This is a genomic window from Nonomuraea fuscirosea (assembly GCF_003001935.1).
GTDB classification, from domain to species: domain Bacteria; phylum Actinomycetota; class Actinomycetes; order Streptosporangiales; family Streptosporangiaceae; genus Nonomuraea; species Nonomuraea fuscirosea.
This window is the reverse complement of sequence record NZ_PVNG01000009.1, coordinates 164,479-189,046: the sequence shown is the minus strand read 5'-3', so window position 1 is coordinate 189,046 and position 24,568 is coordinate 164,479. Positions and strand designations below refer to the sequence as shown.

Genomic DNA, 24,568 nt, shown 5'->3' with positions numbered 1-24,568 from the left:
TCGGCTGGCAGCAGGCATAAGGACAACTGCAGGTTGGTTGGGGCAGCTATACGCTCGACGCATGTTGGACACGTGGGCGTTGCAGGTGCTCGTCGCGGTTGCCGACCATGGGTCGTTCTCCGGCGCCGCCGAGGCGCTCTCGATGACCCAACCCGCGGTCTCCCGTCGGATCGCGAGCTTGGAGAGACGAGTGGGAGTGCGGCTGTTCACCCGGGTGCCGCGTGGAGTACGGCCGACCCCCGCCGGAGAGGTCGCGGTCGACCTGGCGCGCGACAGTCTGGCCCGCCTGCGAACGCTGGAGGCCAGACTGGCGTCCTTCGCCCAGCTGGCGACGGGCGAGCTGCGGTTGTCCGCCTTCACGAGTGCCAACATCGTGCTCGTGCCCGAGGCGTTCCGCCGTTTCGCCAGCGCGTACCCCGGTGTGTCACTCAGCCTGCTGCAGACGGATCAGGAGGCGCTCCTCACAGCGGTGGGGGACGGCCGGATCGATCTCGCGCTCGTCACGGACTGGCACTTGAGTCGAGACCGGGACGCGACTGACGCGAGCGTGCCTCAGCATGCTGTCGACGGCGTCGAGTTGATTCCCTTGCTCACCGAGGAGCTGTGGGCCGCCCTGCCCGCCGGGCACCGGCTGGCTCGTCAGCGCCGGGTGCGCCTGTCGGATCTCAAAGAGGAGACCTGGATCGACGGCGGCCACCCCGACTGTCTCGGCCCCACAGCGCCTCTGTTCGAGGCGCTCGGCGCTGCTCCGCGGATCGGTTTCTGGTGCGACGACTGGAACAGCAAGCAGGCGCTCGTCACGGCGGGCGCGGGCGTGATGCTCGTGCCCACTCTGGCCCACTCGGCCATCCGGCCCGGCGTGGTCCTGCGAGCCACCATCCCGCCCCTGCCGACCCGCGGCCTGTACGTCGCGGTGGCGGTCCCGCCGTTGCGCGCCCCCGCAGCCGACGTCATGCTCGGGATTCTGACCGACCTCCTCGCTCAGCCGAGCTTCCTGACGAGGAGGACCCGCCCGTAGGGAGGAACCGCAATGGCGTCCTCGAACTCGCCGGCGATCTGCTGTCACCGGCGGTGCAGGCGCGGGCGTCCGGGGAGCCCGGTTGGGCGCGGGCACGTACCGGCTGATGCGGCCCAGTCCCCCACGTTGTCCGACTTGGACAGGAATACCTGCGAGGTCGCCGAGGTCGCGGTCGCGACGAACCTGATTCGTGCGTAGGCGATGCCCTGGCCGTCCAGGATCGACCGCACCTCGATGTTGCGCTCGTGCACGAACCAGGCCCACTCACGCCCCTGCGCGGACGCGGCTCCCTGCTGGACCTGCATGATCGTGATGTCGCCGAGCACGATGCGGGTGTCCCTGGTGTTCTCGCGCCGGCCGCTCGGCTACGCCATGTCCGGGCACCACGATGGCGCATTGACCCGCGCCTCGCTGCAGATGGCGGCGGCCACCCGGGGCGGCGACGTGGACGGGGTGATCTTCCATTCGGACCGCAGCTCGGAAGGCGGGTCATCGCCGGGTGACGTGGCAGGGACTGTTCGCCCGGTTCACGACGGCCGAGTGCCGAGCTCGGCTTGGAGGCCGGTCAGGATGGTGCGTAGCCCGAACTCGAGCTCATGGTCGGGGGCCGGAGAGGCACTGTCATCCTCCTGTGCGGCATTGTGGGCGCGTAGCCGCGGGAACCGCATCGCGATCTCGGTCGCCTGCGCCACCATGGTGCGGATCTGTTCGTGCTCGTCGCCGCCCGTGCGGCGCAGACGTGCCCTCCATGCCGCTTCGGAGGCCACGCCGAGGGCATTACCCAGGACGAAGGTGAAGACGGTCTTCATGGCCTGCTCCGCGTCACGTCCGGTGAAGCCGGCTGCCTGGTAGACCGCCTCAGGCCCTCGATGCCCTCGTTGTCCAGCAGCTCGACGGCTGTTCGGACGATCTGGTCCTGGGTCAACGTCTCGCGGGGCACCTGCCCAGGAAAGGGCGGCCGAGGCCGAAGTTGCCAGACAGGGGCTACCGGCCGCCCTATCGGCCCGGCACCGGATCAACTTCGGAGCAAGCCGGGCCAGCGTCGTCCTCGCGATGTCCCTTGGGGTGTGCCTGGCGGCGCTCGCCTTGCTCAACCTGAGCGGAAGTGGCACCGGCCGGATCCTGTCCTGGATCTTCCAGGCGGTCATCTTCGTAAGCCTGCGCGGCCCTGGACGTCGAAGCATTCGTCGATGCCGCTGCGGGGGCGTACCCTTCCTGGCTCCGGGGTGTGATAGCCGCGCGCCTCATCCTGGCGACGGTTGGCTCGCTTCTGGTCATCGTCGCGTCGGCCCTGCCTGCCGTCAGCGGCTATTTCGCATGACGCCCTCGTGTGGGAACCGCCCGACGCCTTGCCTGGCGCGGTGTTCGCCCGCCGGCCTTCTTCAGCGGGTGAAGTGGTAGCGCCGGGCGAGCAGCGATTCAACCGCCCCAGACGCCCAGATCCGGATCATTCATGGGGGGACGCGCTTCGCTACTCTGTGATACTGTGTAGTGGAACTCGGGGGCACAGAGTACCGGGTGGACCAAGAAGGACCTGTGATGGACGACCTGACGGAGATGCTGAAGGGCACGCTCGAAGGCTGCGTGCTCGAAATCATTGGCAGCGAGGAGACCTACGGGTACGCCATCACGCGCCGGCTGAACGAGCTCGGCTTCGCCGACGTCGTCGAGGGGACGGTCTACACCATCTTGCTGCGCCTGGAGAAGAAGAGCCTCGTCCAGGTGACGAGACGACCGTCCGAGCAGGGTCCGCCGCGCAAGTTCTACGCGCTCAATGACGCGGGGCGCGCGGAGCTCGCGACGTTCTGGGCGAAGTGGAACTACATCACCTCACGGCTCGACAAGCTCAGGGAGAGCGAGAGATGAAGTTCTGGGACACCGTCACAGGCAACGATCTCAACAGGGAATGGAAGGCGTTCGAGGCTCGGGCGGCGACGCTGCCGGACGACTACCGGGCGGCGTGGGAGCAGATCATCGGCCACCTCTTCCTCTACGGGGACTTCACGGGCCGCAACCTGATGCCGATCCTCGACGGCGCTCTGGGGCTGCTGGAGGAGACGGCGGCCGACGGGCAAAGCATCGAGGACGTGCTGGGTGACGACATCGCGGGGTTCTGCGCGGCGCTGGCCGGCGCGGAAGGCGCCCGCACCTTCCGTGATCGGTGGCGCCGACAGTTGAACAGGAACGTCGCGAAGCAACTGGGCCGGCTGGGAGGCTGACATGGGCATCCAAGACATCATCGAAGGCAAGAAGCAGTGGCGGGCGCACATGGCCCGGGTCAAGGCGCTTCCGCCCGACTACGAGATCGTCTACAAGGAGATCCAGAGGTACTACTTCAAGGTCGGCCCGATCGGCCTGGCCGACGGGTCCCTGCTCACAGGCCTCCTCGAGTTCTTCGAGGAGGGTGTCGCAGCCGGCACAGGAGCCCTGGAGCTCATCGGTGACGACGTCGCCGCCTTCGCAGACGGGCTGATCAAGGACTCGCGCACCTTCGCTGAGGTCTACCAGGAGTCCATCAGCGGGGAACCCGGCACGGCCGAGAAGTGACACTCTCTCCTTCTTGATCGGCGACTCCACATGTTGGCGACCAGAACACCGGCGCCTCGATAATCTGAATCGGCCCGTGCGGTAGTCGACTGATGCACCGCGGAGCCGACGAGGTCTCGGCCGTCGCGATCGGCGCCTCCAGCCCGTTCTGGGGCCTCATGAACCCTCCATTTCACCCCCGTCACCGCCGCGTCCCGGTGGACGTCTTCACCAGCAGTCGCCAGTCCCCCGTCCGCGCGGCGAGCGCTGGCGAGGGCATCGATGAACTTCGGCGCATACCCCGAAGATGACACGGCGCCGGCCATGACCGACACCGGCGGCTGCCTCCGTGACCTCGACGCGGTCCTCAAGGCGAGGGGCGTGGACCGGCCCATCGTGGTGGGCTGGTTCTACGGCGGGGTCCTGGGAAGGCCTGGGCGGACCGGAACCCGGACCGCCTCGCCGGCGATGACCCGGCCGATCCGCTGGGACCTGATCGAGCAGAACTATCACCAGATGATCAAATACGCAACCGCGATCAAGCAGAACACTGCGTCCACCGAGGCCATCCTGCGCCGGTTCACCGAATCCGCCTCCCCACCACCAGGCCATGCTGGAGGTCGGCCGCGCGCAGAAGACCATCTTCGTGGCCCGCTATCTGCGCCTGCGCGAGCTCCAACGGGAGATCCAGAAAGGGCTCAACGTGGTGGAGTCCTCCAACGGAGCGGATTCGGTGATCTTCTACGGCAAGGGCGGTGACATCGCCACCAACCGGCGTGAGAGCTGGAGATGAGCGTGTTGTGCCTGCGCATTTTCCCGGCCGCGCTCGTGTGCATCAATACTTTGATGCTGCAGGACGTCCTGGCCGACCCTGAATGTGCTGAGCTGCTCAAACCCGCCGACCGGCGCGGGCTGACCCCGCTGTTCTGGCAGCACGTCCAACCCCACGGCGAGGTACGGCTGGATGTGGCCAAGCGCCTTTCGCTCGGCGGCGCTGCGCAAGCTCCGGAGGCGGGCAACCCGGACTAGCTTCATGATCGTAATAGGGGCGGTGCGCCCCTGGCAGGACGGCGCCGGGTTCCGGACGATCGGCGTACACAGGCGAATCGAATCTGCCCTGGGGCTTGACCTTGACGCTGCGTCAGCCCTCCATGCTGACTGTCATGAGCAGCCCTCGCACAAGCAATCGGGGCCAGGGGCGGGCGATCCACGTGCAGCCCTGGGGAAGTCGTACCAGGAACCGCGCGTGTTGCGCGGCATGGGCTTCGAGATGGCCACGTGCGTGTCTTCTGAGCCTCATCGCTGACCTCGGCAGCGACTACCTGCACATCACCTATGACGAGCGCGCCCGCGGCAAGTCGAAGCGTTCGGCGGACTGTTCGTTCGAGGGCGCCGTCCGGCACCTGGCCACCGGCACCAGCCACCCGTTCGGAATCCACCTCTGAGAAAGGGAGACCGTGACCATCAAGCGATCCCCCTGGACCGGCATGGTCCCAGTGGACGATACGGCCTTAGCCGTCACCGACGCCGCCGGCGACGGTGTCCCCGTGATCTACCTCAACGGCCATGCCGCCGTTCAGTGGCAATGGCGGCGGGTCCTTGCCGATTTGGGGACGCAGTGGCGGCATATCACCTACGACATGCGGGGGCGTGGTAAGTCGCAGCGTTCGGCGGATTGTTCGTTCGAGACGAACATCCGAGATGTCGATGCTGTCCTCGCAGCCCGGGGTGTGGCCCGGGCGGTGGTGGTGGGCTGGTCCTATGGAGCGTTTGTCGCGGCGCACTGGGCCAGCCGGAATCCGGCCCGTACCGTGGGCGCGGTCTTGGTGGAGGGCGCGCAGCCCTACGACTGGTTCGACGAGTCCATGGAACCGGGGATGCGCAAGCTATGGAAGCGGATCTGGTGGCCCATGCAGCTGCTGCGCCCGTTCGGTATGGCTCCACGGATGACCGCCGACCAGCTGGCAGACAGCAACATCGAGGTCGGCAAGATCGCCCGCGAGCGTGACCTGGGCCCCGTGCTGGACAGCATCGCCGTCCCGGCGCGCTACGTGGTCGCTTCTGGGGAGTCCTTCGGAAGCCAGGGCGGGCACGAACAGACACGCGCCAGCCTCCCTGCGGTGACCGCCCGCAATCCGAACATCCACATCAGCGCTAAAGTCGCCGGCAACCACGGTTCGATCCTGCGTAAGGACTATCGCGCCATCGCCGAGGCCGTACGCGAGGTCGCCGCTCTCGACCACGAGGGGAACTGAAGACGCCGCCATCACGGGGAATCCCGCACGGAAGAATCCTGATAGCCGTCGGCGCGAAGCCAGAGGTCTACACCTCACCGTCTCCACCGTGGGCGAGTTTGAGAGCAGGATCAGAGCATGCTGACGATTGGTCAACTGGCGGCTTATGCCGGCGTCACGGTGCGGGCGGTGCGGCACTATCACCAGATCGGACTCCTTCCCGAGCCTGAGCGGGATGCCTCGGGTTACCGGCGGTATGGCGCAACAGCGGTCGTGTCCCTCATCAAGATCCGCGCCCTCGCCGGCGCGGGCGTGCCGCTGTCTCAGATCGGTCAGATGCTCGAAGCCGACGCATCGGCCTTTACCGAAGCGACCCAAAGAATCGACAGCCACCTGCGCGAGGAGATTGAACGGCTGGAGGCCAGCCGCAAGCAGATCGCGCAGCTCGCTTCCGGGGACAGTCTGGCGCTCCCGCCGAGCGTGGTGGCCTTTCTCGATCGACTTCGCGAGATCGGGGTGTCAGAGCGGGGCGTTGAGCATGAGCGGGACGGGTGGATCCTGTTTGCGGCACGCTGGCCCGATCACATCCACGAAGTCATGCCCGGGAAACTCGCGCAGCTTGATGACCCGCAACTCGTTCGCCTCTATCGGATCCTGTCGGAGACCTTGGAAAGCGACACAGGCGACGACCCGCGGCTGGAGGAGGCCGCCGACATCCTGGCCGGCCTGGCCGAGCAGGCATACACCTCCGGCGAGATGACACACCACGATCTGGCGTTCGACCTTGTCGACGCCCTTGTCGCCGAGTCCAACCCGCGACTGCTGGACCTGATGCGCGAGCGTGGCTGGTCCGGTTGGACCCGGCCGGAGCCGCTGGCGGAACCGCCCGGCTGAACCGGGCGTCGACCGGCGGCAGCGATCGGTCGACCCGGCAACTCCACGGCATCTCGGGCCGACAGCGCGGCCAGGTGACTCTTCCACGCTTCGGCGAACGTGGCGGGGCCTGCGCTGCTCCTCCCCCTGCTCGCCCACTGCCTGGTGGTACGCCTCCCGCACGATCACCTGCGTGGCTGCCCACCGCATGCGCCCTTCGAAGTCGCCCGGCTGCCGCACCGCGTCGGCGACCTCCTGCAGCCGGGCGAGCAGGCCGCGCACTCCCTGCGGTCACGGGGGCGCCGGGCGGGTTGGTGTACAGGCGCAGGTAGCGGTCATCGGCGTGGCAGAGCCGGCGTTCGAGTTCGGCGCGGTTGTGGCCGGAGGCCTGGGAGAGCTGGAAGGCGAAGGTGTGGCGGGCGTCGTGTGGCCGGCGATCACTTCACGGAAGGGCTGTTCCCTGAAGAGAAACGGTCTGGCCGATCCTGGGACTTGTTGTCATGAGCCCCAAGCTAGCGTGATCGGGGGACGGTGCTCTTTCCAGCTTCGCGCGAGGTCGTCCCGACGGTGCCGCTCTGACGCAACCCCTACGCGAACCAGGCGCATCCCGTCGGGATCTTGACGCTCTGGAAGGGGCAGCCCGCGGTGCACCGGAGCGCGTCACGGGCGAGAAAGCGGCGCAACTATTCGGTGTTGCTAGGTACCAGTAGTCGGTGTTACTTTGTATCAGTACTCAGCGACACCGAATAGCGGCAGAAGGAGGACGGTGATGAGCAGGCAACTGACGGAGATGCTCAAGGGGACGCTGGAGGGCATCGTTCTGGCGATCCTGTCCGGCCGGCCCGCTCACGGCTACGAGATCACGGCGTGGCTGCGCGCCCACGGCTTCGCCGACATCGCCGAGGGCACCGTCTACGCCCTCCTGGTCCGCGTCGAGCGGCGGGGACTGGTCGACGTGCGGAAGGTGCCGTCGGAGAAGGGACCGCCGCGCAAGGTGTACTCGCTCAGTCCCCAGGGACGCAAGGACCTCGACGAGTTCTGGAAGACCTGGGCCTTCCTGGCCGAAAAGCTCCAACGACTTCGCAAAGGAGACAAGTAGACATGGCTGACGAATCCAAGAGCCGGTACCTGCAGTACCTGGAGCTCGTCACCGGGCCCCTGGAGGAGAAGAAGCGCTGGCGGCAGTACAAGGCCCGCGTCAAGGGGCTCCCCGACAACTACCGCACGGCGGTCGAAGCGCTGGAGCGGTACCTGATGCACTTCGGGCCGGCCGACGGCGCCGGCGCGATGACGATGTACGAAGACCTCATCGAGCTGTTCGAGCGGAGCGCGGCGGACGGCACCCCGATCCGCGACATCTTCGGCAACGACCCCGTGGAGTTCGTCGAGGCGTTCATGGCCAACTACCCCCTCGGACAGTACCGGACCCGCGAGCGCAACCGCTTCACCAGCGCCGTCGAGCGCGCCGCACAGGAAGACAGGAAACAGTGATGACGACCCAGCAAGCTGCGGCGATCCAGGTGCACGGCCTGGAGAAGTCCTACAAGGACCTGCACGTGCTGCGCGGCGTGAACTTCGAGGTCGCGCGCGGCAGCATCTTCGCCCTGCTCGGCTCCAACGGAGCCGGCAAGACCACGGCAGTGAAGATCCTTTGCACGCTGCTCAAGCCCGACGCCGGCACCGCCCGCGTCAACGGCTTCGACGTGGTCACGCAGGCGGCCGACGTCCGCGAGTCCATCAGCCTCACCGGCCAGTTCGCCGCCGTGGACGAGATCCTCAGCGGGCGCGAGAACCTCGTGCTGGTCGCCCGCCTGCGCCACCTCAGGAACCCCGGCCAGGTCGCCGACGACCTGCTCGCCCGCTTCTCGCTCACCGACGCCGGCTCCCGCAAGGTGGCCACCTACTCCGGCGGCATGCGCCGCCGCCTCGACATCGCGATGAGCCTGATCGGCGACCCGCCCGTCATCTTCCTGGACGAGCCCACCACCGGCCTCGACCCCCAGGCCCGCATCGAGGTCTGGCAGGCCGTCAAGGAGCTCGCCGAGGGCGGCACCACGGTGCTGCTCACCACCCAGTATCTGGACGAGGCCGAGCAGCTCGCCGACCGGATCGCGATCTTGCACGAAGGCCGGATCATCGTCAACGACACCCTGGACGAGCTCAAGCGGATGCTGCCGCCCGCCAAGGTCGAGTACGTCGAGAAGCAGCCCACCCTCGAAGACGTGTTCCTGTCCCTCGTCGGCACGAAAGCCTGAGGAATCCCGCCATGAGCAAGCACTTCTTCGGCGACACCACCGTCCTGCTCGGACGGTCCCTGCGCCACATCACCCGCAGCCCCGACACCATCATCACCACCGCCATCATGCCGGTCGCCATGATGCTCATGTTCGTCTACGTCTTCGGGGGCGCCATCAGCATCGGGCCCGGCACGTCGTACGTGAACTACATGCTGCCCGGCATCCTGCTCATCACCGTCGCCTCGGGCATCGCCTACACCGCCTACCGGCTGTTCATGGACATGCAGGGCGGCATCTTCGAGCGCTTCCAGTCGATGCCGACCGCCCGCTCGTCGGTGTTGTGGGCGCACGTGCTGACCTCACTGGTCGCCAACCTGGTCTCGCTCGTGGTCGTCATGCTGGTGGCCCTGCTGATGGGCTTCCGCTCCAGCGCCGGAGTGCTGGCCTGGCTGTCGGTGGCCGGCATCCTGGTCCTGTTCACCCTGGCGCTGACCTGGATCGCCGTCATCCCCGGCCTGTCGGCCAAGACCATGGAGGGCGCGAGCGCGTTCTCCTACCCGCTCATCTTCCTGCCCTTCCTCAGCTCGGCCTTCGTGCCCACCGACACCATGCCCACGGTCCTGCGCGTCTTCGCCGACAACCAGCCGGTCACCTCCATCGTCAACGCCATCCGCGCCCTGTTCGCCGGGCAGCCGGTCGGCAACGACATCTGGGTCGCGCTGGCCTGGTGCGTCGGCATCCTCGTCGTCGCCTACGCCTTCGCTATGAGCACCTACCGCCGCAAGATCTCCTGAAAGGGACAGACCATGACCCACATCCTCCCCTCGATGCCCACCAGCCGCCCCTCCGGCTGCCCCTTCGACCCGCCCAAGGAGCTGGTCGACGCCCGCGAGCAGAGCCCGATCAGCCGTTTCGTCTTCCCCGACGGCCACCATGGCTGGGTGGTCACCGGCTACGACCTGACCCGCTCGATCCTGGCCGACCCCCGCTTCAGCTCCCGCCGGGAGCTCATGCGCCACCACCCGGTCATCGACTACGGCGACATCGAGGTGCCCCCGGCGCCGCCCGGCGAGTTCCTGCTGATGGACGAGCCGCAACACGGCCGCTACCGCAAACCGCTGGTCGGCAAGTTCACCGTCCGCCGGATGCGGCTACTCACCGAACGGGTCGAGCAGATCACCGCCGAGCACCTGGACGCCATGGAGAAGGCCGGGCCGACCGTGGACCTGGTGACGGCGTTCGCCAAGCCGGTCCCGGCCATCGTGATCTGCGAGCTGCTCGGCGTGCCGTACGAGGACCGGGGTTTCTTCCAGGACAACATCGACAAGTTCCTCGGCGGCGAGGCCAGCGACGAGGAGGTGGGCATCGCCTACGTCGCAGTCCAGCAGTACCTCGCCGAGCTGGTCGCCGCCAAGCGCGCCAACCCCACCGACGACGTGCTCAGCGACCTGCTCGACAGCGACCTCACCGACGAGGAGCTGCAGGGCATGGCCCTGATCCTGCTGTCGGCCGGCTTCGACACCACCGCCAACATGCTCGCCCTGGGCACCTTCGCCCTGCTGCAGAACCCCGACCAGCTGGCCGCGCTGCGCGCCGACCTGTCGCTCACCGACCAGGCGGTGGAGGAACTGCTGCGTTACCTGACGGTCGCCAAGCAGTTCTTCCGGGTCGCGCTGGAGGACGTCGAGCTGGGCGGCCATGCCATCACCGCCGGTTCGACGGTCGTCCTGGCCCTCAACACCGCCAACCGCGACCCCGCCCGCTTCACCGATCCCCACACCCTCGACATCCACCGGCAGGACGGCGGCCACCTGGCCTTCAGCCACGGCATCCACCAGTGCCTGGGCCAGCAGCTCGCCCGCGTCGAGATGCGCGTGGCCTTCCCGGCCCTGCTCAACCGCTTCCCGACTCTTCGCCTGGCCGTACCGGCTGAACAGGTCGCCCTGCGCCCGGAGATCGCCGACATCTACGGCGTCAAGAGCCTCCCGGTCACCTGGGACGCGTAACCACGAACCGGACGTGGCCGGCTCAGTCGCCAGAGCCGCGAAGCCGGCGCTTGCACCGTCACACCAAATGATCCCGAAATCTCGGACCAACCGAGAGGAATGACATCATGCCCAGCGGAACACCCGAGCAGGGGAACATCGGCCGCCGGACCGTGCTGAAGGGCGTGCTGGGCGCCGGCGCGCTCGTCGGCACGCACGCCGCCCTCACCGGCCCCGCCAGCGCCTCCGTGGACGACGGCGAGCGCGGCGTCGAGCACGGCTGGGGAAAGGTCGCCGACGCGTTCCGCAAGAACTTCCAGAATCCTGGTGAGGTCGGCGCGGCGTGCAGCGTCTACGTCGGCGGCCGCCCCGTCGTCAACCTGTGGGGCGGCCTGGCCGATCGCGAGGCGCGGCGGCCATGGCGCAGGAACACCATCGTCCAGGTCGCCTCCACCACGAAGGGCGCCACCGCCATCTGCGCCCACCTGCTGGTCCAGCGCGGCCTGCTGGACCTGGACGCCCCGGTGGCGCGCTACTGGCCGGAGTTCGCCGCCGCCGGCAAGGAGCAGATCCCGGTGCGCTGGTTACTGTCGCACCAGGCCGGCCTGCCGATCGTGGACGGACCGCTGACGTTCGAGCAGGCGTGCGCCTGGCACCCGGTCATCCGCGAGCTCGAGGCGCAGAAGCCGTTGTGGCAGCCGGGCACCGAGCACGTCTACCACAGCGTCACTTACGGGTTCCTGGTCGGCGAGGTCGTTCGCCGGATCACCGGCAAGTCGCTTGGCACCTTCTTCGCCGAGGAGGTGGCCGCCCCGCTCGGGCTGAGCGCCTGGATCGGGCTGCCGGAGAAGCAGGAGAAGCGGGTGGCCCGGCTGCACGAGGCAGCCCCGTTCAGCTACGAGGAACTGCTGGCCGGGCTGATCGCGACCACCGGCCTCGACGCGGACACGGTCACCGCCTGGGTGAACGCCGTGTGGGCGCCGGGCTCGGTGCAGGCCCGCGCCGGCGAGCTCGGTGGTGCCCTGACCACTCCCGGCTATCACCTCACGCGTGCCTGGCGCGCGGCCGAGTTCCCGGCCGCGAACATGCTCGCCGACGCCCGTTCGGTGGCGCGCATGTACGCCGCCACGGTCAGCAACGTGAATGGGCTACGGCTGCTCAACCCAGCGACCGTCGAGCGGATGACGGACGTCCAGACCGACACGACGCGGATGCATGGGCTGCCGCCCGGCCTGAACGTTCCGGCCGACCGCTCGTTCTGGATGTCGCTCGGCTTCTGGCGGGCCTGCCAGCCGATGCCGATGACCGGGCCTGCGTCGTTCGGGCACCCGGGCTCCGGCGGCTCGATCGGCTTCGCCGATCCTAACGCCGGTGTCGGCTTCGCCTACGTCACGAACCTCTGGAATTACCGGCCGGACGACCCGCGCGCGGCAAACCTGGCCACGGCCGTCCGCGCCTGCCTCGGCTGACGGCGGCCCGGCACCCCGGTCGAGATCGGGCATAGCCGGCCCGAGGTACCGCTCCGGGCCGGCGGAAGGAGAACCTGATGACGCAAGCGTTCCCCGTGCGGGGTCTGGAGAAGACTTCCCCGCGTGCGCTGCGCGCGTCCGACGCGGACCGCGACCGGGTCACCGAGCTGCTGCGCGCCGCCGTCGCCGACGGCCGGCTCGACCCGGTCGAGTTCGACGAGCGGTTGGACGCGGCGCTGACCGCCCGCACCCTCGATGCCCTGGCGCCGCTCGTCACCGACTTGATCCCGGTGCCCGGCTGGCGCTACGCATCGCGTGGTGCGAGGTGCTGCTGGACCTGACCAGCGCCGCGCACAGCGCGCCCGAGCTGGTCATCGAACTACGGGTGAGCGGCGGCAACGTAGAACTGGTGCTCGCGCCGCGCCAAGCGATGCGTCTACCTGCCGGCCCGTCCCGGGCGAGTCACGAGCCAGCGGTCGATCTCACTGGGCCAATCGGTACGCAGCGCTTCCTCATGACTCATCTGGAAACGTTCGGTATGAGGGCGTTGGCATCTGGAGCGCTCCGCCTGCAACTCCACCACCAAGTCGCACGAACTCGGCACGAACGTCACGCCGACCTCGTGCACCACTCCGGCGTGATGGCTCGGAGGATGGAATTTGATCTTCTGGAGGAACTGTGGTCCGTGATTCGGGTCCTTGCCTGAGCTCGACTGCAGGACCGCGGACTTGAAGGGGAAGCCGAGTCGCGCGAATGCCTGCAGTACCCGTGACTGTGAAGGCGCCGGCTTGACGGCGACCAGGTCGAGATCGCTCCTGCCCATGATCGTGGCGATCGCGACTTCGGTTCTTACGCCCAGCACCATGCCCGGCAGATGCCGGCCGCCGATCTCGCTGATGGGAGTCCGCCATGGGATCGCGGCCTGAAAGGCGATCACCTTTTCCTCACCTGGCCGGAGAACGGCATGGCCCGAGACCTGAGCCTGCGAGATTTCCTCGATTGTGTAGGGACTGCTGGCTTCGTGCGCCGCGTATGGCGAGGTGACCAGGCCGAGGCAGATCCGGTCGATCGTGACGCCGGCGTCACCGCCCCTCAGACGCACTTCGCCGGACAGCACACCACCGGGCTGCGTTCGCGGTGTGGCGAGGAACGTGCTGACGGAGGGCGCGCTCGCCCCACCGGCATCGGACAGCCGGACAAAGTTCACAGCGAGCTCCCGCCTTGCAGGAATCGAGCACTCGCCCATCTGAACGACCCGGCGAAGGGCTTGGTTCCCCTGGTCATGACGTCCTGTCCTTTCGACTCGGCTGTCATCCGCGAACCGGCTCATACGTGCTCGCCTGCGGGGTGAGGAGCGAATGCGGCATGCAGATCGGCCGCTACACGGATTACAGCGCCGCGATGTCAGCCCGCTCGGCCCGGGTACGGACTGTCGCTCGTGATCCCGATCGACAAATGCCGCAGCATCGCGGACACATAATTCATGTCCGTCCCCGCCGCCAGGCTGAGCGTCGCCGCGCCATGCCGGAGGTCGTGGGACCGGATCGGCGGCAGACCGGCCGCGAACGTCAACCGTTCGAAATGCTCGCCGACCCAGTCGGGCGTCAACTCACTACCGTCCACTGCGGTGAAGATCCGCCCACTGTCGATCCACGCCGACCCTCAGCCGACCGCTCGGCTGCCAGCCTCTCATCGACCCAGAGCCCAGCTTCGCCAGCTCGGCGGCGTTGCAAGTGACCACGTGCTCCCGTTGCGCCGAGGCCAGCACCGTGCGAAGCGTCGCCCGGATCCGCTGTTCGGTCACCGGCCCGGTGGGCCGCCTGCCCCGTACCGACGCCCGCACCTCGGGGTCATCGGACGCACGGGCGGCGAGCAACTCCTCGTTCTTACGGTCGATCTCGGTGAAGACCTGCTCGACCACAGGCACGAACAACCGGTCCATGCGCACGCCGGCCAGGACATCGCGAATATGTGTCTCCCCATGGGAGATGTAGCCGATCAGCGTGGTACTCCGGCGGGGCCAGCAGGAATCTCCTCCGCGTGGTCAGCGCCATCGGTGCCCAGGCATCGACGACCGCGCCCGAAGCGATAGCCCGGCTCAAGGAAGCGGGCTACGACTGCGACGTAACCGGGGCATTCACCAACCACCGTCTGCGGTGGCGCGGTCGCGCTCCATTACGCGGACGAGACCGATCTTCGCCAAATTGGCGGTCAGCCCGAGTGCGAGCGCGCGAATGAGCCGGAGCTGAGAGACCGTCCCGGCGATGCGCCAAAAAGCGATGTCGCGGGTCGTAGCCGCAGGGAAGGCGCGGGCCAGGTAGGTCAGGTGGCGTCGGGTGGTGATGGGGTTGAGCCGGTCGCGCACGCCGATGTGAGGTCGTCGAGGCTGTACCGCTCGTACTCGGCCACCTCTTCGAATGCTGTGGCGGGGAATGTCATCTGCGAGCCTCTCCCGCCTCGGTGCTACGTGGTGAGGAGCATAAGCACGCGAGGTCGAACCAAAGCTGCCGTCCCTGCGTATCTCGTGACAAATGACGGCCGCAAGCCTTTCTGTTTCTGCGGCCTGATGCGTGCGCAGACGGGCCGCAGCTACAGGCGGAGAGGGATTGTGATGACAGTTCGACATAGGTCCCGGCTACGCCGCCGGACCGCAGGCATGCTCACGGCCTTGACCGTCGTAGCCGGCAGCCTGACGGTCGGCGCCACGGGCGCGGCGGCGAATCCGAGATCCGGCGCGGCCTTCGCGCCGGCCATCTCCTGCCCCGCCGTGGCCGACCGGGTGGATGATGCTCCCGCTCGGGCTCAGGCGGAGGTTCAGCGAAACCTGCAGCAGCTGGAGACCCAGATCGCCGACGCCAACCGGCGGCTGGCGAGCTCTGCGGGACAGGGTGGGTCCAACTTCGTGCGGAACGCGATTCTCAGCCCGCTGAAGGACAAACGAGCGGCCGCGCTGCGACGGATCGAGATCGCCTTCCAGCGCGCCGGCGCCCGAGCCCCGCAAGGTCTGGACGATCTGGCCACCTGCACCGTGCAGGACGACGGCTCCGGGAACGACGACGGCGGCCAGGGCACGGGTGATCAGCAAGGCGACGCCGGCCAGGGCACCGGTGACCAGCAGGGCGACGCCGGGCAGGGCACCGGTGACCAGCAAGGCGACAGCCAGGGCACGGGTGACCAGCAAGGCGACGGCCAGGACCCCGGTGACCAGCAAGGCGACGAGCAGGGCACCGGTGACCAGCAGGGCGACGGGCAGGACAACAGCGGCCAGGACCCCGGCGGCCAAGGTGATGGCGACCAGCAGGCCGAGGGTCAAGGCAACGCCGACCAGGACAGAGGCGGCCAGGACGACGGCGGTCAGACCGGCGCTCCCGGCGGGATCAACTGCCCCACCGTGGCGGACCGGCTGGGTCAGATTCCCGCCCGTGCCCGCGCAGAAGTGCAGCGTAACCTGCGGCAGCTGGAGACCCAGATCGCCGAGGCGAACCGGCGACTGAAGAACGCGGACGGTCAGGCCGGCACCAACTTCGTCCGCAACGCCGTCCTCGGACCGCTGAAGGCCAAGCGGACGGCCACCCTTCAGCGCATCGCGCTCGCCTTCCAGCGAGCCGGTGCCCGGGTGCCGGCCGCCCTGCGCACTCTGGCGACCTGTGAGGTGCGCAACCCGGGAGGTGGCGGCAACGGAGACAACGGGGACAACGGAGGTGATGGCGGGCAGGCCAGAGGGCCCGTTCCTGAGGACTTCGTCGACATCCGTTCGGTACGGCCGAACGTGAACGTCCCCCGCACCCAGCGCAACGGCTCCCGAGGCACCTTCAGCGTGGACTGTGGCCGCAACGAGGGGCGAATCTTCAACTCCGACAACGTGATCGTGGCGCCCGGCGTGTCCAACGGCGCCCAGCACACGCACGACTACGTGGGCAACGAGTCCACCAACAACCAGTCCACCAACGAGAGCCTGCTCGCCGCCGGCACCACTTGCCGCAACGGCGACAAGTCCACGCACTACTGGCCCGTAGTGCGGGCACTGGGCCAGGAGGAGTTCGACGCCAATCAGCGCGGTGGCGGTCTCGACCTGAACGTCGGCAAGATCCTCACCCCGGCTCAGGTGCAGATCACGTTCAAGGGCAACCCGACCGCCAAGGTGGTGCCGGCTCCGCAGTTCCTGCGCATCATCACCGGTAACGCCCGGGTCGGCGGAGCCGATCCCAACGCCGGATGGACCTGCACCGGGTTCGAGAATCGCCAGCTGACGGACAAGTACCCGCTCTGCCCGCGCGGCAGCAGGCTCGTCCGGGTCTTCGACTTCCAGAGCTGCTGGGACGGCCAGAACATCGACAGTGCCAACCACCGTACCCACGTCACGTTCCCCCAGGCCGACGGGAGCTGCCCGCAGGGCTTCCAGCCGATCCCGGCCCTGCAGCACCGGCTCGTCTACAACGTGCCGCGAGGTCCCAACTTCGCCGTCGACGGCTTCCCGGAAGAGCTGCACAAGCCGATCACCGACCACAGCGACTTCATCAACCTCATGAACGAGCAGCAGATGGGGCAGGTCGTCAACTGCATCAACAGCGGCAGACGCTGCCGCTGATCCTCTTCGGTAACGATCGGCGGCCAGAAGCGGGGCGCGGTGTGGCCAGGCGAAGGGCCACACCCACCTCGTCGCTCCGCGCAGGGCCGCATCAGCGCGAGAAAGGGCAAGATCATGCTGGACTCATCCCGCCCGCGAGACGTGCGAGATGCCGTGCCGGCGGGCACGGGGCGGTCGACCGGCATCGCCAGGAGGCGTTGCCGCGCCGGCGCTGTCCTGTCACTGGCCGTTGCCTCGGCGCTCATGCTCACCGGATGCAGCGGTGACGCGAGCGGAGGTCCGGGTCTGGCAGCGGGTGCCGCCGCCGGGGCCAAGGTTTCCCGCACGTACAGCATCGAGCAACTGGCCGCCGCCGTCGGCTGCACCCCCACGATCACTCTCAAGGCTCTGGACTACCGGCAGGGCGAGTGCACCAGCGACGGGATCCCGTACGTGTTCCTCGACTTCGCCACCGGGGAAGGCCAGCGCGAGTGGCTCGACTACGCCGGGATGTACGGCGGCCTTTATCTCAGCGGTGACCGATGGGCGCTGTCAGCCAAGTCCTTGGCCTTCATGCAGGAGCTGAGCGGAAAGCTCGGGGGTACGGTCGAAGAGAAGGGCGGCCACAGCGGTCATGGCGGGGCCGCCTTGCCATCGAGCACCAAGTGACCCCTCCGCCCGCGGGCCAACGGATCCCACGCCGGATCGGTGTGCACCTCGAGTTCAAGGTGCACACCGATCCGAACGCGGTGCAGGCTCACCGGGTACGCCATGCCGTCCGGCACGTCGTACGTGATCTGCTGCCACCCCGGTTCGGTGATGAAGGCGGGTTCGATCGTGTGCAGAGTGCCGTCGCGGTCGACGACCTCCAGGCGGGTCCGCTGGTCGTGGCCTTCGGACTTCACCCACAGCTTGAACGCCGCCGGCTGCCCGGCCACCGGCAGGAGGCCGGCGGACGGCCAGATGCCGACGCCGCGCGTCTGGGTGCTCTGGGTGAAGTCGTAGTCCAGCTTCAGCCCGTTCCCGGCATGGCCGTCAGGGGCGGAGGAGGCGGTGCCGGTGGCGCGCAGGCTCCAGAAGTCCCAGTTCGAGGTGTCGTCGAAGGTGTCCACGACGTGTGGGGTGCGGAAACCCGGGTGCGGCCTCTGACCTGCGGTGGCTGAGGTGGCCGACGACCTCGTGAGCGATGCGTCGCGGTCGCGAATCAAAAATCTGACGCCCTCGGCCCGATCCCTCAGGTTCATGACCAGATTGCGGGCCCGCTGAGCTACCAGGCTCCGGTCGGATGCGCCGTGACGCCGGCGAAGTGGACCACCCGGGTAGCGTGCTCGATGAAGAACAGCCCACCGGTCTTCTTTGAGGATGTCGCGTACGGTGCTGGGCGGTACCCGAAGGCCGACGCCTGCTAGTTCGCCGCTGATGGGCTGGTAGCCCCACGTGGGATTCTCCCGGGCCAGGCGCAACACCGCCTCCCGGAGGCGGGCCCCGGCGAGTGAATGAGGGCTTGGCATGGGCGGGCTCGTAAGGGACATCTTCCTGGCCCTGCGCGAGGTGGTTATTCTCGGCGGATGAAGATCACGCTGAGGGATGTGGAGTTGACCGTTCGGGAGGCCGGTGAGGGGCATCCGGTCGTCCTGCTACACGCGTTCATCTCTGGTGCTGCGACCTGGGACGGCTTCTCCGCCGAGCTCGCAGCCCGGGGCAGGCGTGCGATCGCGGTCGAGCAGCGAGGCCATGGAGAGAGTGCTCGCCCCGGCGTGTACTCGATGGAGGCCCTGCGTGACGATGTTCTCGGGGTTCTGGACCGGCTCGGGCTGGAGCGGGTCGACTTGGTCGGGCACTCGATGGGTGGAGCGGTGGCGCTGCTCGCGGCCGCGCACCGTCCGGCGGCGGTCCAGAGGCTGGTGATTGAGGACACCCCGCCGCTGGGAGGCATGCCACCGGCACCACCCGGCGAACCGGAGCCGACCGAGCCCGAGCACGACCTCGGCTTCGACTGGCGGATGATCACTCCGATCCTGGACGCCTTCCGCACGCCCTCGCCCGGCTTCGCGGACGTGTTGACGCGTGTCCAAGCACCCACGCTGCTGCTCTGGGGCGGCGCTACCAGCCATGTCACCCGAGAGCACATCGATCTGATGGCAGGAGCCATCCCCGATTGCAGGGTCGCGGAGATCCCGGTCGGTCACCGCATCCACAGCCTCGCCCCCAGTGCGTTCGCCGCCGAGGTGCTGCCTTTCCTGTGCGGCGGTTAGCCCTGCGGGTGCCAAATCTTTATCCGTGCAGGTCATGGAGGTGATGCGCTCTCTTGTGCTCTCGTCGCGCACCCCGCGGATGATGGTTGATCGTGTTGTTGCGCTTGGCCTACCTCACGGTCACGACGCTTCACCGCCTGCCGATGGACAGACTCCGGCACCCTGCGTTGCTGGTCCGCCCGGATACCGTCCTGCGCCGGCACCGCGATCTGCTGCGGCGCCGACACGCTGCGGCCAGCGCGCCTGGCGGGCGTGGACGTTCGCGTACCGTCCGGTCTATCCGCTTGCTGGTGTTGCGGCTGACACGGGAGAACGCGTCGTGGGGCTATACAGGTCCGGATCCAGTGCTCCATGATGTGAGTTCATCCGTGGTATCCGGACCCCGCTCTTGACGATGCGTACTCCGGCATCGGCCAGCTCCGCGTCGAAAGCCACGGTGAACTTGGCGTGCCGGTTCCGTATCAGGGATTTGGCGGTCCTCTCGGGAGTCAAGGGCGTGACCTGGAGGGATGAAATCACCGGCAGGCGCACTGTGCTCGCGCCGACTGGCAGGCTGGTCAATCGCCGATCACATGCGCACCGAACCGTCCTCGACGCGATGCAGGCCGCGGCGCGCACCCGGGGCCGACGTCTGGACGGCGCGGTATTTCACAGCGGCAACGGGGCGCAGTACTGCTCGCAGGGCAGCGATCTCAGGAGGGCGGTTCGGCAGCAACCGTAGTGCGGCCAAGGCGTTCGTGACAGCACGATAGGCCAGGCGAAGGAGCGCGGCCGATCATCATGCCGTAACTGTTCCCTCTCCTGACGGCCGGAGAGCGCGCACCGTAGAAACACATGGCATGGGGCAGATGGCATTTTTTGGCGGGCGCACTCCCCGAAAGCTCGTCCGCATACGAGAATAGATTTCATGAAGGTCGTCGGTGACGGAATGATTGCCCGGGCTTTCGTCAATTCAGGGATGCGGATGGACGTGGTGGTGTTCGCCGCCGGAGTGTCGCGCTCGACCACCACCGAAGCGACGGAGTTCGCCCGGGAAGCCGATCTGCTCAATGAAGTGATAGGCGATGCCCGGGCCGCGCGGCGCCGGCTCCTCTACTTCTCCACCGCGTCGGCGCATCTGTACGGGAACGGCGACGGGTCGCCTCGTTCGGAAGAGGACCCGGTGAGCCCCACCACCGCGTACGGGCGCCACAAGGTGGCGATGGAGGACATGATAAGGGCCTCCGGGGTGGACCATCTCATCCTCCGGGTGACGGAGGTCGTCGGGCCGCACCAGCGGCGGCACCAGCTGCTGCCCGCGCTGTTCAGCCAGGTGAACGAGGGTGAGGTGACCGTCTACCGGGGCGCCCGCCGCGATCTCATCGACGTCGCGGACCTCGTGACCATCGCCGCTGAACTCCTTTGCGGCGACCTCCGTCACGCGACGGTCAATGTCGCCTCAGGCCATCCGGTGACCGCCGATGAAATCGTCTCCCATCTGCTGGAGATATCCGGCCGGGCGGCTACCAAGGTCTACGTGGACATTCCGGCCAACGACTACAACGTGTCGACGAAGAGAATGGCACGGCACGCGCCCTCGTCGGCCCGGATGGGTTTCTCGCCGACCTACTATCGAAACGTCATCGACCGCTATTACCGTTGCTGAGGGAATTCAGGCGTGCGCGGCCGCGTGAATGCCGTAGAGGTCCGCGTACATGCCGTTCCGGGTGAGCAGTTCGTCATGTCTGCCGGACTCCACCAGCTTTCCCGCGGCCATCACGAGAATGAGGTCGGCGTCGGCCACGGTGGAGAAACGGTGGGAGACGATGACGCTGATCGCTCCGTTCAGGGCCGCGAGTTCGCGGGAACGCCGCGCGTAGCGGGTGAAGATGGCGTGCTCGCTCGGAGCGTCCAGGGAGGCGGTGGGCTCGTCCAGGACGAACAGCAGGGGGCGCGGCCGTGCGCCCGAGCGGGCCAGCGCCACCTTCTGCCACTGGCCCTCCGACAGCTCGATCCCGCCGAAACGGCGGCCGAGCTCGGTGGCGGGACCGTCGGGCAGGCGGGAGACCAGCGCTTCGGCGTCGGCGTCGCGCACCGTGGAGTTCAGGTCGCCGCGGGCGCCCATCATGACGGAGTCCTCGAAGGTGGTGCAGTAGCGGCCGAAGTCCTGGAAGGCGGCGCTCATCGAGGCCCGCCAGCCGGCGGTGTCCAGGGCCGACAGCTCCACGTCGTCGACGAGGATGCTGCCCGAGTCCGGGGCGTACATCTTCGCCAGCAGCTTGACCAGCGTCGTCTTGCCGGAACCGTACTCGCCGACCACCGCGACCACCGCTCCGGCGGGCAGGTGCACGGACAGGTCCTCCAGGACGGGCTTGGTGGTCCCCGGGTAGGTGAAGGACACGTTCCGCAGCTCGATCCCGCGCCTCAGCCGGGCGGGCGGGGCCGCGTCGGCGGGGTCGCGGTGCGTCCGGGCGTACTCCATGAGCCACAGGTAGGGCCCCAGCAGCCGGCGGTACCCGCCGACCTGCATCGATCGGTGCAGCGCGTGCTCGACCACATTGCGGAACTGGACGCCCATGGACACGGCCAGGATGATGTCCCCCGGCCGGCCCGCCGCGGTGACCAGGAAGATCGCCAGGGTGAACCCGCCGCCGAAGACCAGCCAGCCCGCCGACGACCAGCCGGCGGCGATCAGGGCGGCGCGGGCGCGGGAGCGGGTCACCCGTTCCCAGGCTTCGGCCTGCAGTTTGATCGCCTGCGCCGCGGCGCCGTAGACGCGCAGCTCCTTCAGGGCGGCCGGGTTCACGCAGATGTCGTCGTACAGCTCCCGGTGGAGGCGCAGGTCCTCGGCCGAGGCCAGGTCCTCTTCGGCGATCTTCTTGCGGCCCAGCCGTTCCATGGCCAGCTGTACGGCCGCGCACGGCAGCAGCGCGAGCAGCCAGGGGTTCACTCCGCCGAGCACCGCGAGCGCCACCAGCAGCCCGATCGTGGCGGAGACGGCCTGAAGGACCGCCCACGCCCAGTCCACCACCGCGCCGGACTGGCCGCGCAACGTGGTGACCCGGTCCAGGAACTCCGGGTCCTCCAGGTGCCGCACCTGCGGCAGCTCCGCGCAGGCGCGCAGGATCCGGGGTTCGACCTCGGTGAGGCTGATCCGCTCCACCAGGTGGATGGTCCGCAGGTAGGCGATGTGCTCGACGCCGAGGTTGAGGGTGAGCACCAGCGCGGCGCCCAGCGCCGCCACCCCTATCGCGGTGACGGTGCCCGCCTGGGTGGCCTCCACCAGCGCGCGCAGCGTGAGCCCCACCGCCGCGAACATGACCGTCGAGACGACGTGCCAGCCGATCAGGAAGACGGTCGACCCGGGATAGCGCCGCAGGCACAGCGCGATCAGCTCGCGCCACAGGCGCGCGTACTCCCTCACGCGAGGTCTCCTTCGTCCAGCCGGTCCTCGTATCCCTGGCTGAAGCGCCGGGCTTGAAGCGCGTACATGGTGGCGTACTGCCCGCCCCCGGCCATGAGCTCCTCGTGCGTCCCGGACTCGGTGATCCGGCCGCCGTCGAGCAGCACGATCCGGTCCGCCTGCCGTACCGTCGAGAGGCGGTGCGAGATCAGCACCACGCTGATCTCCTCGGTGATGTCCGGCAGCCGCTGGAAGAGGTCGTGCTCGGTGCGGACGTCCAGGTGGGCGGTGGGTTCGTCCAGCACCAGGATCCTGGCGCCCCGGCGGGTGGCGTAGAGGGCGCGGGCGAGCGCGACCTGCTGCCACTGCCCGCCCGACAGGTCCACCCCCGCGGTGCGGCTGCGCGACAGCGGCGTGTCGTACCCGCCGGGCAGCCGGCTCACCACGGGGGCCAGCCCGGCGTCCCGGACGACGCCGGTGAGCAGGTCGGGGTCGTCGGCTCCGAGGGCGATGTTGTCGCGCAGGGAGAGGGGGTATTTCAGGAAGTCCTGGAACACCACGCTCAGCCGGGACTGCCAGCCGGGGATGTCGGCGATGTCCGTCCCGTCGGCGAGAATCCTGCCCGAGTCGGGCCGGTACAGCCCGGCCAGGAGCTTGGTCAGCGTCGACTTGCCCGCGCCGTTGAGCCCGACCAGCGCCAGCGACTCCCCCGGCCTGATCTCCAGGTCGACGCCGTTGAGCACCGGCCGGCCCGGATAGCTGAAGGACACGTTCTCGAAGCGCACCAGCGGCGGTGCGGCCGCGGCCGTCCCGGCGTGGGGGCGCAGCGGGAGCGGCGCGGGGTTGATCCGCTCCAGCTCGCCGGCGGCCCGCCTGACCGGCCGGGCTCCTTCGAGGGAGATCACGTCGTCGGTCCTGATGGCCACGCTGAACACCGACCAGGCCGCGGTCACCACGGCCACCTCCAGCGCGATGGTACCCTGGCCGGCCGCCGTGCCGAGGGCCACCCAGGTGAAGGCCACGGTGCATCCGGCCAGCGGGAGGAGCAGCGCCAGCCACAGCCCGCGCAGCACCCGCCGGTCGTCCTCCCACACGGGGTCCACGTGGGTGCGCATGTCACGCGTGTAGTGCCCGAGCAGCCATTCGCCCGCTCCGAAGACGCGCAGTTCCCGGCCTGCCGCCGGCGTGGTGGCGATCTCGCCCCAGTACTTCCACCGCCGGTGGTACAGGACTCCTTCCACCCAGATCCGGAAATGCCGGACCCACTGGCGGCCGTGCACCGTGCGGAAGAAGACCGCCGGGATGACCGTCGCCGGCACCAGCCACCACGACCACCAGGACAGCACCACCGAGGACGACACCAGCGCGACGGCGTGGCCCACCAGCTCCAGCTGGCTCACGGCGCCGTCGCCCGAGGTCCTGTCGACCCAGTCCCGCGGCTCCGCCGTGGTGGTCTTCACGCGGTCCTGGACGTCCTGCCGCTCGGCCACGTCCACGGTCGGCACGCCCATCACCAGGGCGGCGATCCGGGTACGGTGCGCGCCGTCGATGCGGTCGGCCGCCAGCCGTCCCACGGGGAACCGGAAGGCCAGCGCCAGCTGCCCGGCCAACACCACGCCGCTCATGAGCAGCACCGGCGCGAGCGCGGATCGGCCGTCCGCCGCCACCAGCTCCTGGACGGCGATCGCGATGCCCGCGGGCACCACCGCGTCGATGAGGACCATCGCGGTCAGCGCGATGGTCACCGCCGGGCCCGCATGGCGGAAGAGCCCCAGCAGGTCCAGCCTTTCTCGCATGGGCATCCCTCAGGCAAGGCCGACGAAAACTTTCCATTCCCTCGCGAAATCTTGCGCAGCGTATGTCCGGTTCTGCGCATCGGTCAATACAGCTTCTCCCGGCCGCAGGCGCCCCCGTTCGCCGCATAACACGGCTCTTGACGACCAGAAAGTGCTCACATACGCTCCGGCTAGCTTATCGGGGGCAGTCCGAAACTTTCGGCGACTGGGCTCCGCGATGGGCTGA

Annotated in this window: 26 protein-coding genes and 2 pseudogenes; 19 read left to right on the top strand and 9 right to left on the bottom strand. The window is 68.4% G+C overall.

All coding sequences use genetic code 11. The features are described from left to right. Positions 1-61 precede the first annotated feature (61 nt). Positions 62-1,018 (top strand): LysR family transcriptional regulator, encoded by a 957-nt coding sequence (locus B0I32_RS21945; RefSeq protein ID WP_106242335.1) that lies wholly within the window; start codon positions 62-64, stop codon positions 1,016-1,018. Positions 1,019-1,062: 44 nt separating this feature from the next. On the opposite strand, the gene B0I32_RS21940 is transcribed toward B0I32_RS21945, so the two are convergent. Together B0I32_RS21940 and B0I32_RS61005 are read right to left on the bottom strand one after the other, a co-directional pair. Next, complete coding sequence (locus tag B0I32_RS21940) at positions 1,063-1,344, bottom strand: hypothetical protein (RefSeq protein WP_106242333.1); 282 nt, start codon at positions 1,342-1,344, stop codon at positions 1,063-1,065. A gap of 201 nt (positions 1,345-1,545) precedes the next feature. Next, positions 1,546-2,166, bottom strand: a complete 621-nt coding sequence (locus tag B0I32_RS61005; RefSeq protein WP_219911948.1) for a TetR/AcrR family transcriptional regulator C-terminal domain-containing protein — start codon at positions 2,164-2,166, stop codon at positions 1,546-1,548. 391 nt (positions 2,167-2,557) lie between these two features. Here B0I32_RS61005 and B0I32_RS21930 point away from each other — a divergent pair, with 391 nt between their 5' ends. The 13 genes and pseudogenes from B0I32_RS21930 (at position 2,558) to B0I32_RS21860 (ending at position 12,683) form a co-directional block, all read left to right on the top strand. Next, on the top strand, positions 2,558-2,884 hold the full coding sequence (locus tag B0I32_RS21930) for a PadR family transcriptional regulator (protein ID WP_106242330.1): 327 nt from the start codon (positions 2,558-2,560) through the stop codon (positions 2,882-2,884). Next, entirely contained in the window at positions 2,881-3,237 is a 357-nt protein-coding gene (locus tag B0I32_RS21925; protein ID WP_106242327.1) for a DUF1048 domain-containing protein, read from the top strand. The genes B0I32_RS21930 and B0I32_RS21925 overlap by 4 nt, the downstream gene beginning before the upstream one ends. 1 nt (position 3,238) lies before the next feature. Beyond that, positions 3,239-3,565, top strand: a complete 327-nt coding sequence (locus tag B0I32_RS21920; RefSeq protein ID WP_106242324.1) for a DUF1048 domain-containing protein — start codon at positions 3,239-3,241, stop codon at positions 3,563-3,565. Positions 3,566-4,006: 441 nt separating this feature from the next. Further along, positions 4,007-4,573, top strand: a pseudogene (locus tag B0I32_RS61710) (Tn3 family transposase); the annotation flags it as partial. A 428-nt stretch (positions 4,574-5,001) separates the two neighbouring features. Then, positions 5,002-5,799, top strand: a complete 798-nt coding sequence (locus B0I32_RS21900) for an alpha/beta fold hydrolase (protein WP_245955951.1) — start codon at positions 5,002-5,004, stop codon at positions 5,797-5,799. Positions 5,800-5,916: 117 nt separating this feature from the next. Beyond that, entirely contained in the window at positions 5,917-6,672 is a 756-nt protein-coding gene (locus B0I32_RS21895; protein ID WP_106242318.1) for a MerR family transcriptional regulator, read from the top strand. Positions 6,673-7,420: 748 nt separating this feature from the next. After that, positions 7,421-7,750, top strand: coding sequence for a PadR family transcriptional regulator (locus B0I32_RS21890; protein ID WP_106242315.1), 330 nt, complete (start codon positions 7,421-7,423; stop codon positions 7,748-7,750). Between the two features lie 2 nt (positions 7,751-7,752). Next, positions 7,753-8,142, top strand: coding sequence for a DUF1048 domain-containing protein (locus B0I32_RS21885; protein ID WP_106242312.1), 390 nt, complete (start codon positions 7,753-7,755; stop codon positions 8,140-8,142). Then, a complete protein-coding gene (locus tag B0I32_RS21880) occupies positions 8,142-8,906 on the top strand; it encodes an ABC transporter ATP-binding protein (protein ID WP_106242310.1) in 765 nt (254 codons plus the stop codon). The genes B0I32_RS21885 and B0I32_RS21880 overlap by 1 nt, the downstream gene beginning before the upstream one ends. 11 nt (positions 8,907-8,917) lie before the next feature. Next, positions 8,918-9,682, top strand: coding sequence for an ABC transporter permease (locus B0I32_RS21875; protein WP_106242308.1), 765 nt, complete (start codon positions 8,918-8,920; stop codon positions 9,680-9,682). Positions 9,683-9,694: 12 nt separating this feature from the next. Next, a complete protein-coding gene (locus B0I32_RS21870; RefSeq protein WP_106242306.1) occupies positions 9,695-10,894 on the top strand; it encodes a cytochrome P450 in 1,200 nt (399 codons plus the stop codon). Positions 10,895-11,001: 107 nt separating this feature from the next. After that, on the top strand, positions 11,002-12,342 hold the full coding sequence (locus B0I32_RS21865; RefSeq protein WP_106242303.1) for a serine hydrolase domain-containing protein: 1,341 nt from the start codon (positions 11,002-11,004) through the stop codon (positions 12,340-12,342). A 77-nt stretch (positions 12,343-12,419) separates the two neighbouring features. Beyond that, a complete protein-coding gene (locus B0I32_RS21860) occupies positions 12,420-12,683 on the top strand; it encodes a DUF1707 SHOCT-like domain-containing protein (protein ID WP_106242300.1) in 264 nt (87 codons plus the stop codon). 95 nt (positions 12,684-12,778) lie between these two features. Here the strand turns inward: B0I32_RS21860 and B0I32_RS21855 are convergent, their stop codons facing one another. The 4 genes from B0I32_RS21855 to B0I32_RS21840 form a co-directional block, all read right to left on the bottom strand. Continuing rightward, positions 12,779-13,549 (bottom strand): sporulation protein, encoded by a 771-nt coding sequence (locus tag B0I32_RS21855; RefSeq protein WP_181307648.1) that lies wholly within the window; start codon positions 13,547-13,549, stop codon positions 12,779-12,781. A 197-nt stretch (positions 13,550-13,746) separates the two neighbouring features. Next, positions 13,747-13,950: a tyrosine-type recombinase/integrase gene (locus B0I32_RS21850; protein WP_219911945.1), complete on the bottom strand. Its 204-nt coding sequence runs from the start codon at positions 13,948-13,950 to the stop codon at positions 13,747-13,749. Between the two features lie 4 nt (positions 13,951-13,954). Further along, positions 13,955-14,290 carry a hypothetical protein gene (locus B0I32_RS21845; RefSeq protein ID WP_146178263.1) on the bottom strand — a complete coding sequence of 112 codons (336 nt, stop codon included), beginning with the start codon at positions 14,288-14,290 and terminating at the stop codon, positions 13,955-13,957. A 189-nt stretch (positions 14,291-14,479) separates the two neighbouring features. Further along, positions 14,480-14,707: a hypothetical protein gene (locus B0I32_RS21840; RefSeq protein ID WP_106242290.1), complete on the bottom strand. Its 228-nt coding sequence runs from the start codon at positions 14,705-14,707 to the stop codon at positions 14,480-14,482. A gap of 303 nt (positions 14,708-15,010) precedes the next feature. Between B0I32_RS21840 and B0I32_RS58905 the strand changes: the two genes are divergently transcribed. Both B0I32_RS58905 and B0I32_RS21830 read left to right on the top strand, forming a co-directional pair. Further along, on the top strand, positions 15,011-16,930 hold the full coding sequence (locus tag B0I32_RS58905) for a DUF1996 domain-containing protein (protein ID WP_219911944.1): 1,920 nt from the start codon (positions 15,011-15,013) through the stop codon (positions 16,928-16,930). 243 nt (positions 16,931-17,173) lie between these two features. Next, positions 17,174-17,578, top strand: coding sequence for a hypothetical protein (locus tag B0I32_RS21830; RefSeq protein ID WP_146178262.1), 405 nt, complete (start codon positions 17,174-17,176; stop codon positions 17,576-17,578). On the opposite strand, the gene B0I32_RS21825 is transcribed toward B0I32_RS21830, so the two are convergent. Further along, the gene (locus B0I32_RS21825) at positions 17,542-18,021 is read right to left on the bottom strand and encodes a hypothetical protein (RefSeq protein WP_106242286.1); all 480 of its coding nucleotides are present in this window, start codon (positions 18,019-18,021) and stop codon (positions 17,542-17,544) included. The genes B0I32_RS21830 and B0I32_RS21825 overlap by 37 nt on opposite strands. A 456-nt stretch (positions 18,022-18,477) precedes the next feature. On the opposite strand from B0I32_RS21825, the gene B0I32_RS21820 reads away from it, so the two are divergent. The 3 genes and pseudogenes from B0I32_RS21820 to B0I32_RS21810 all read left to right on the top strand — a co-directional run bounded on the left by B0I32_RS21820 (position 18,478) and on the right by B0I32_RS21810 (position 20,809). Further along, complete coding sequence (locus tag B0I32_RS21820; protein WP_106242283.1) at positions 18,478-19,164, top strand: alpha/beta fold hydrolase; 687 nt, start codon at positions 18,478-18,480, stop codon at positions 19,162-19,164. 530 nt (positions 19,165-19,694) lie between these two features. Further along, a pseudogene (locus B0I32_RS61425) lies at positions 19,695-19,843 on the top strand (IS3-like element ISRhosp5 family transposase); the annotation flags it as partial. A 228-nt stretch (positions 19,844-20,071) separates the two neighbouring features. Continuing rightward, entirely contained in the window at positions 20,072-20,809 is a 738-nt protein-coding gene (locus B0I32_RS21810) for an NAD-dependent epimerase/dehydratase family protein (protein WP_106242280.1), read from the top strand. A 6-nt stretch (positions 20,810-20,815) separates the two neighbouring features. Here B0I32_RS21810 and B0I32_RS21805 read toward each other — a convergent pair whose 3' ends face one another. Both B0I32_RS21805 and B0I32_RS21800 read right to left on the bottom strand, forming a co-directional pair. Continuing rightward, positions 20,816-22,567, bottom strand: a complete 1,752-nt coding sequence (locus B0I32_RS21805; protein WP_106242276.1) for an ABC transporter ATP-binding protein — start codon at positions 22,565-22,567, stop codon at positions 20,816-20,818. After that, positions 22,564-24,342, bottom strand: a complete 1,779-nt coding sequence (locus tag B0I32_RS21800) for an ABC transporter ATP-binding protein (RefSeq protein WP_181307646.1) — start codon at positions 24,340-24,342, stop codon at positions 22,564-22,566. Before B0I32_RS21800 ends, B0I32_RS21805 begins: the two co-directional genes overlap by 4 nt. Positions 24,343-24,568 lie beyond the last annotated feature (226 nt).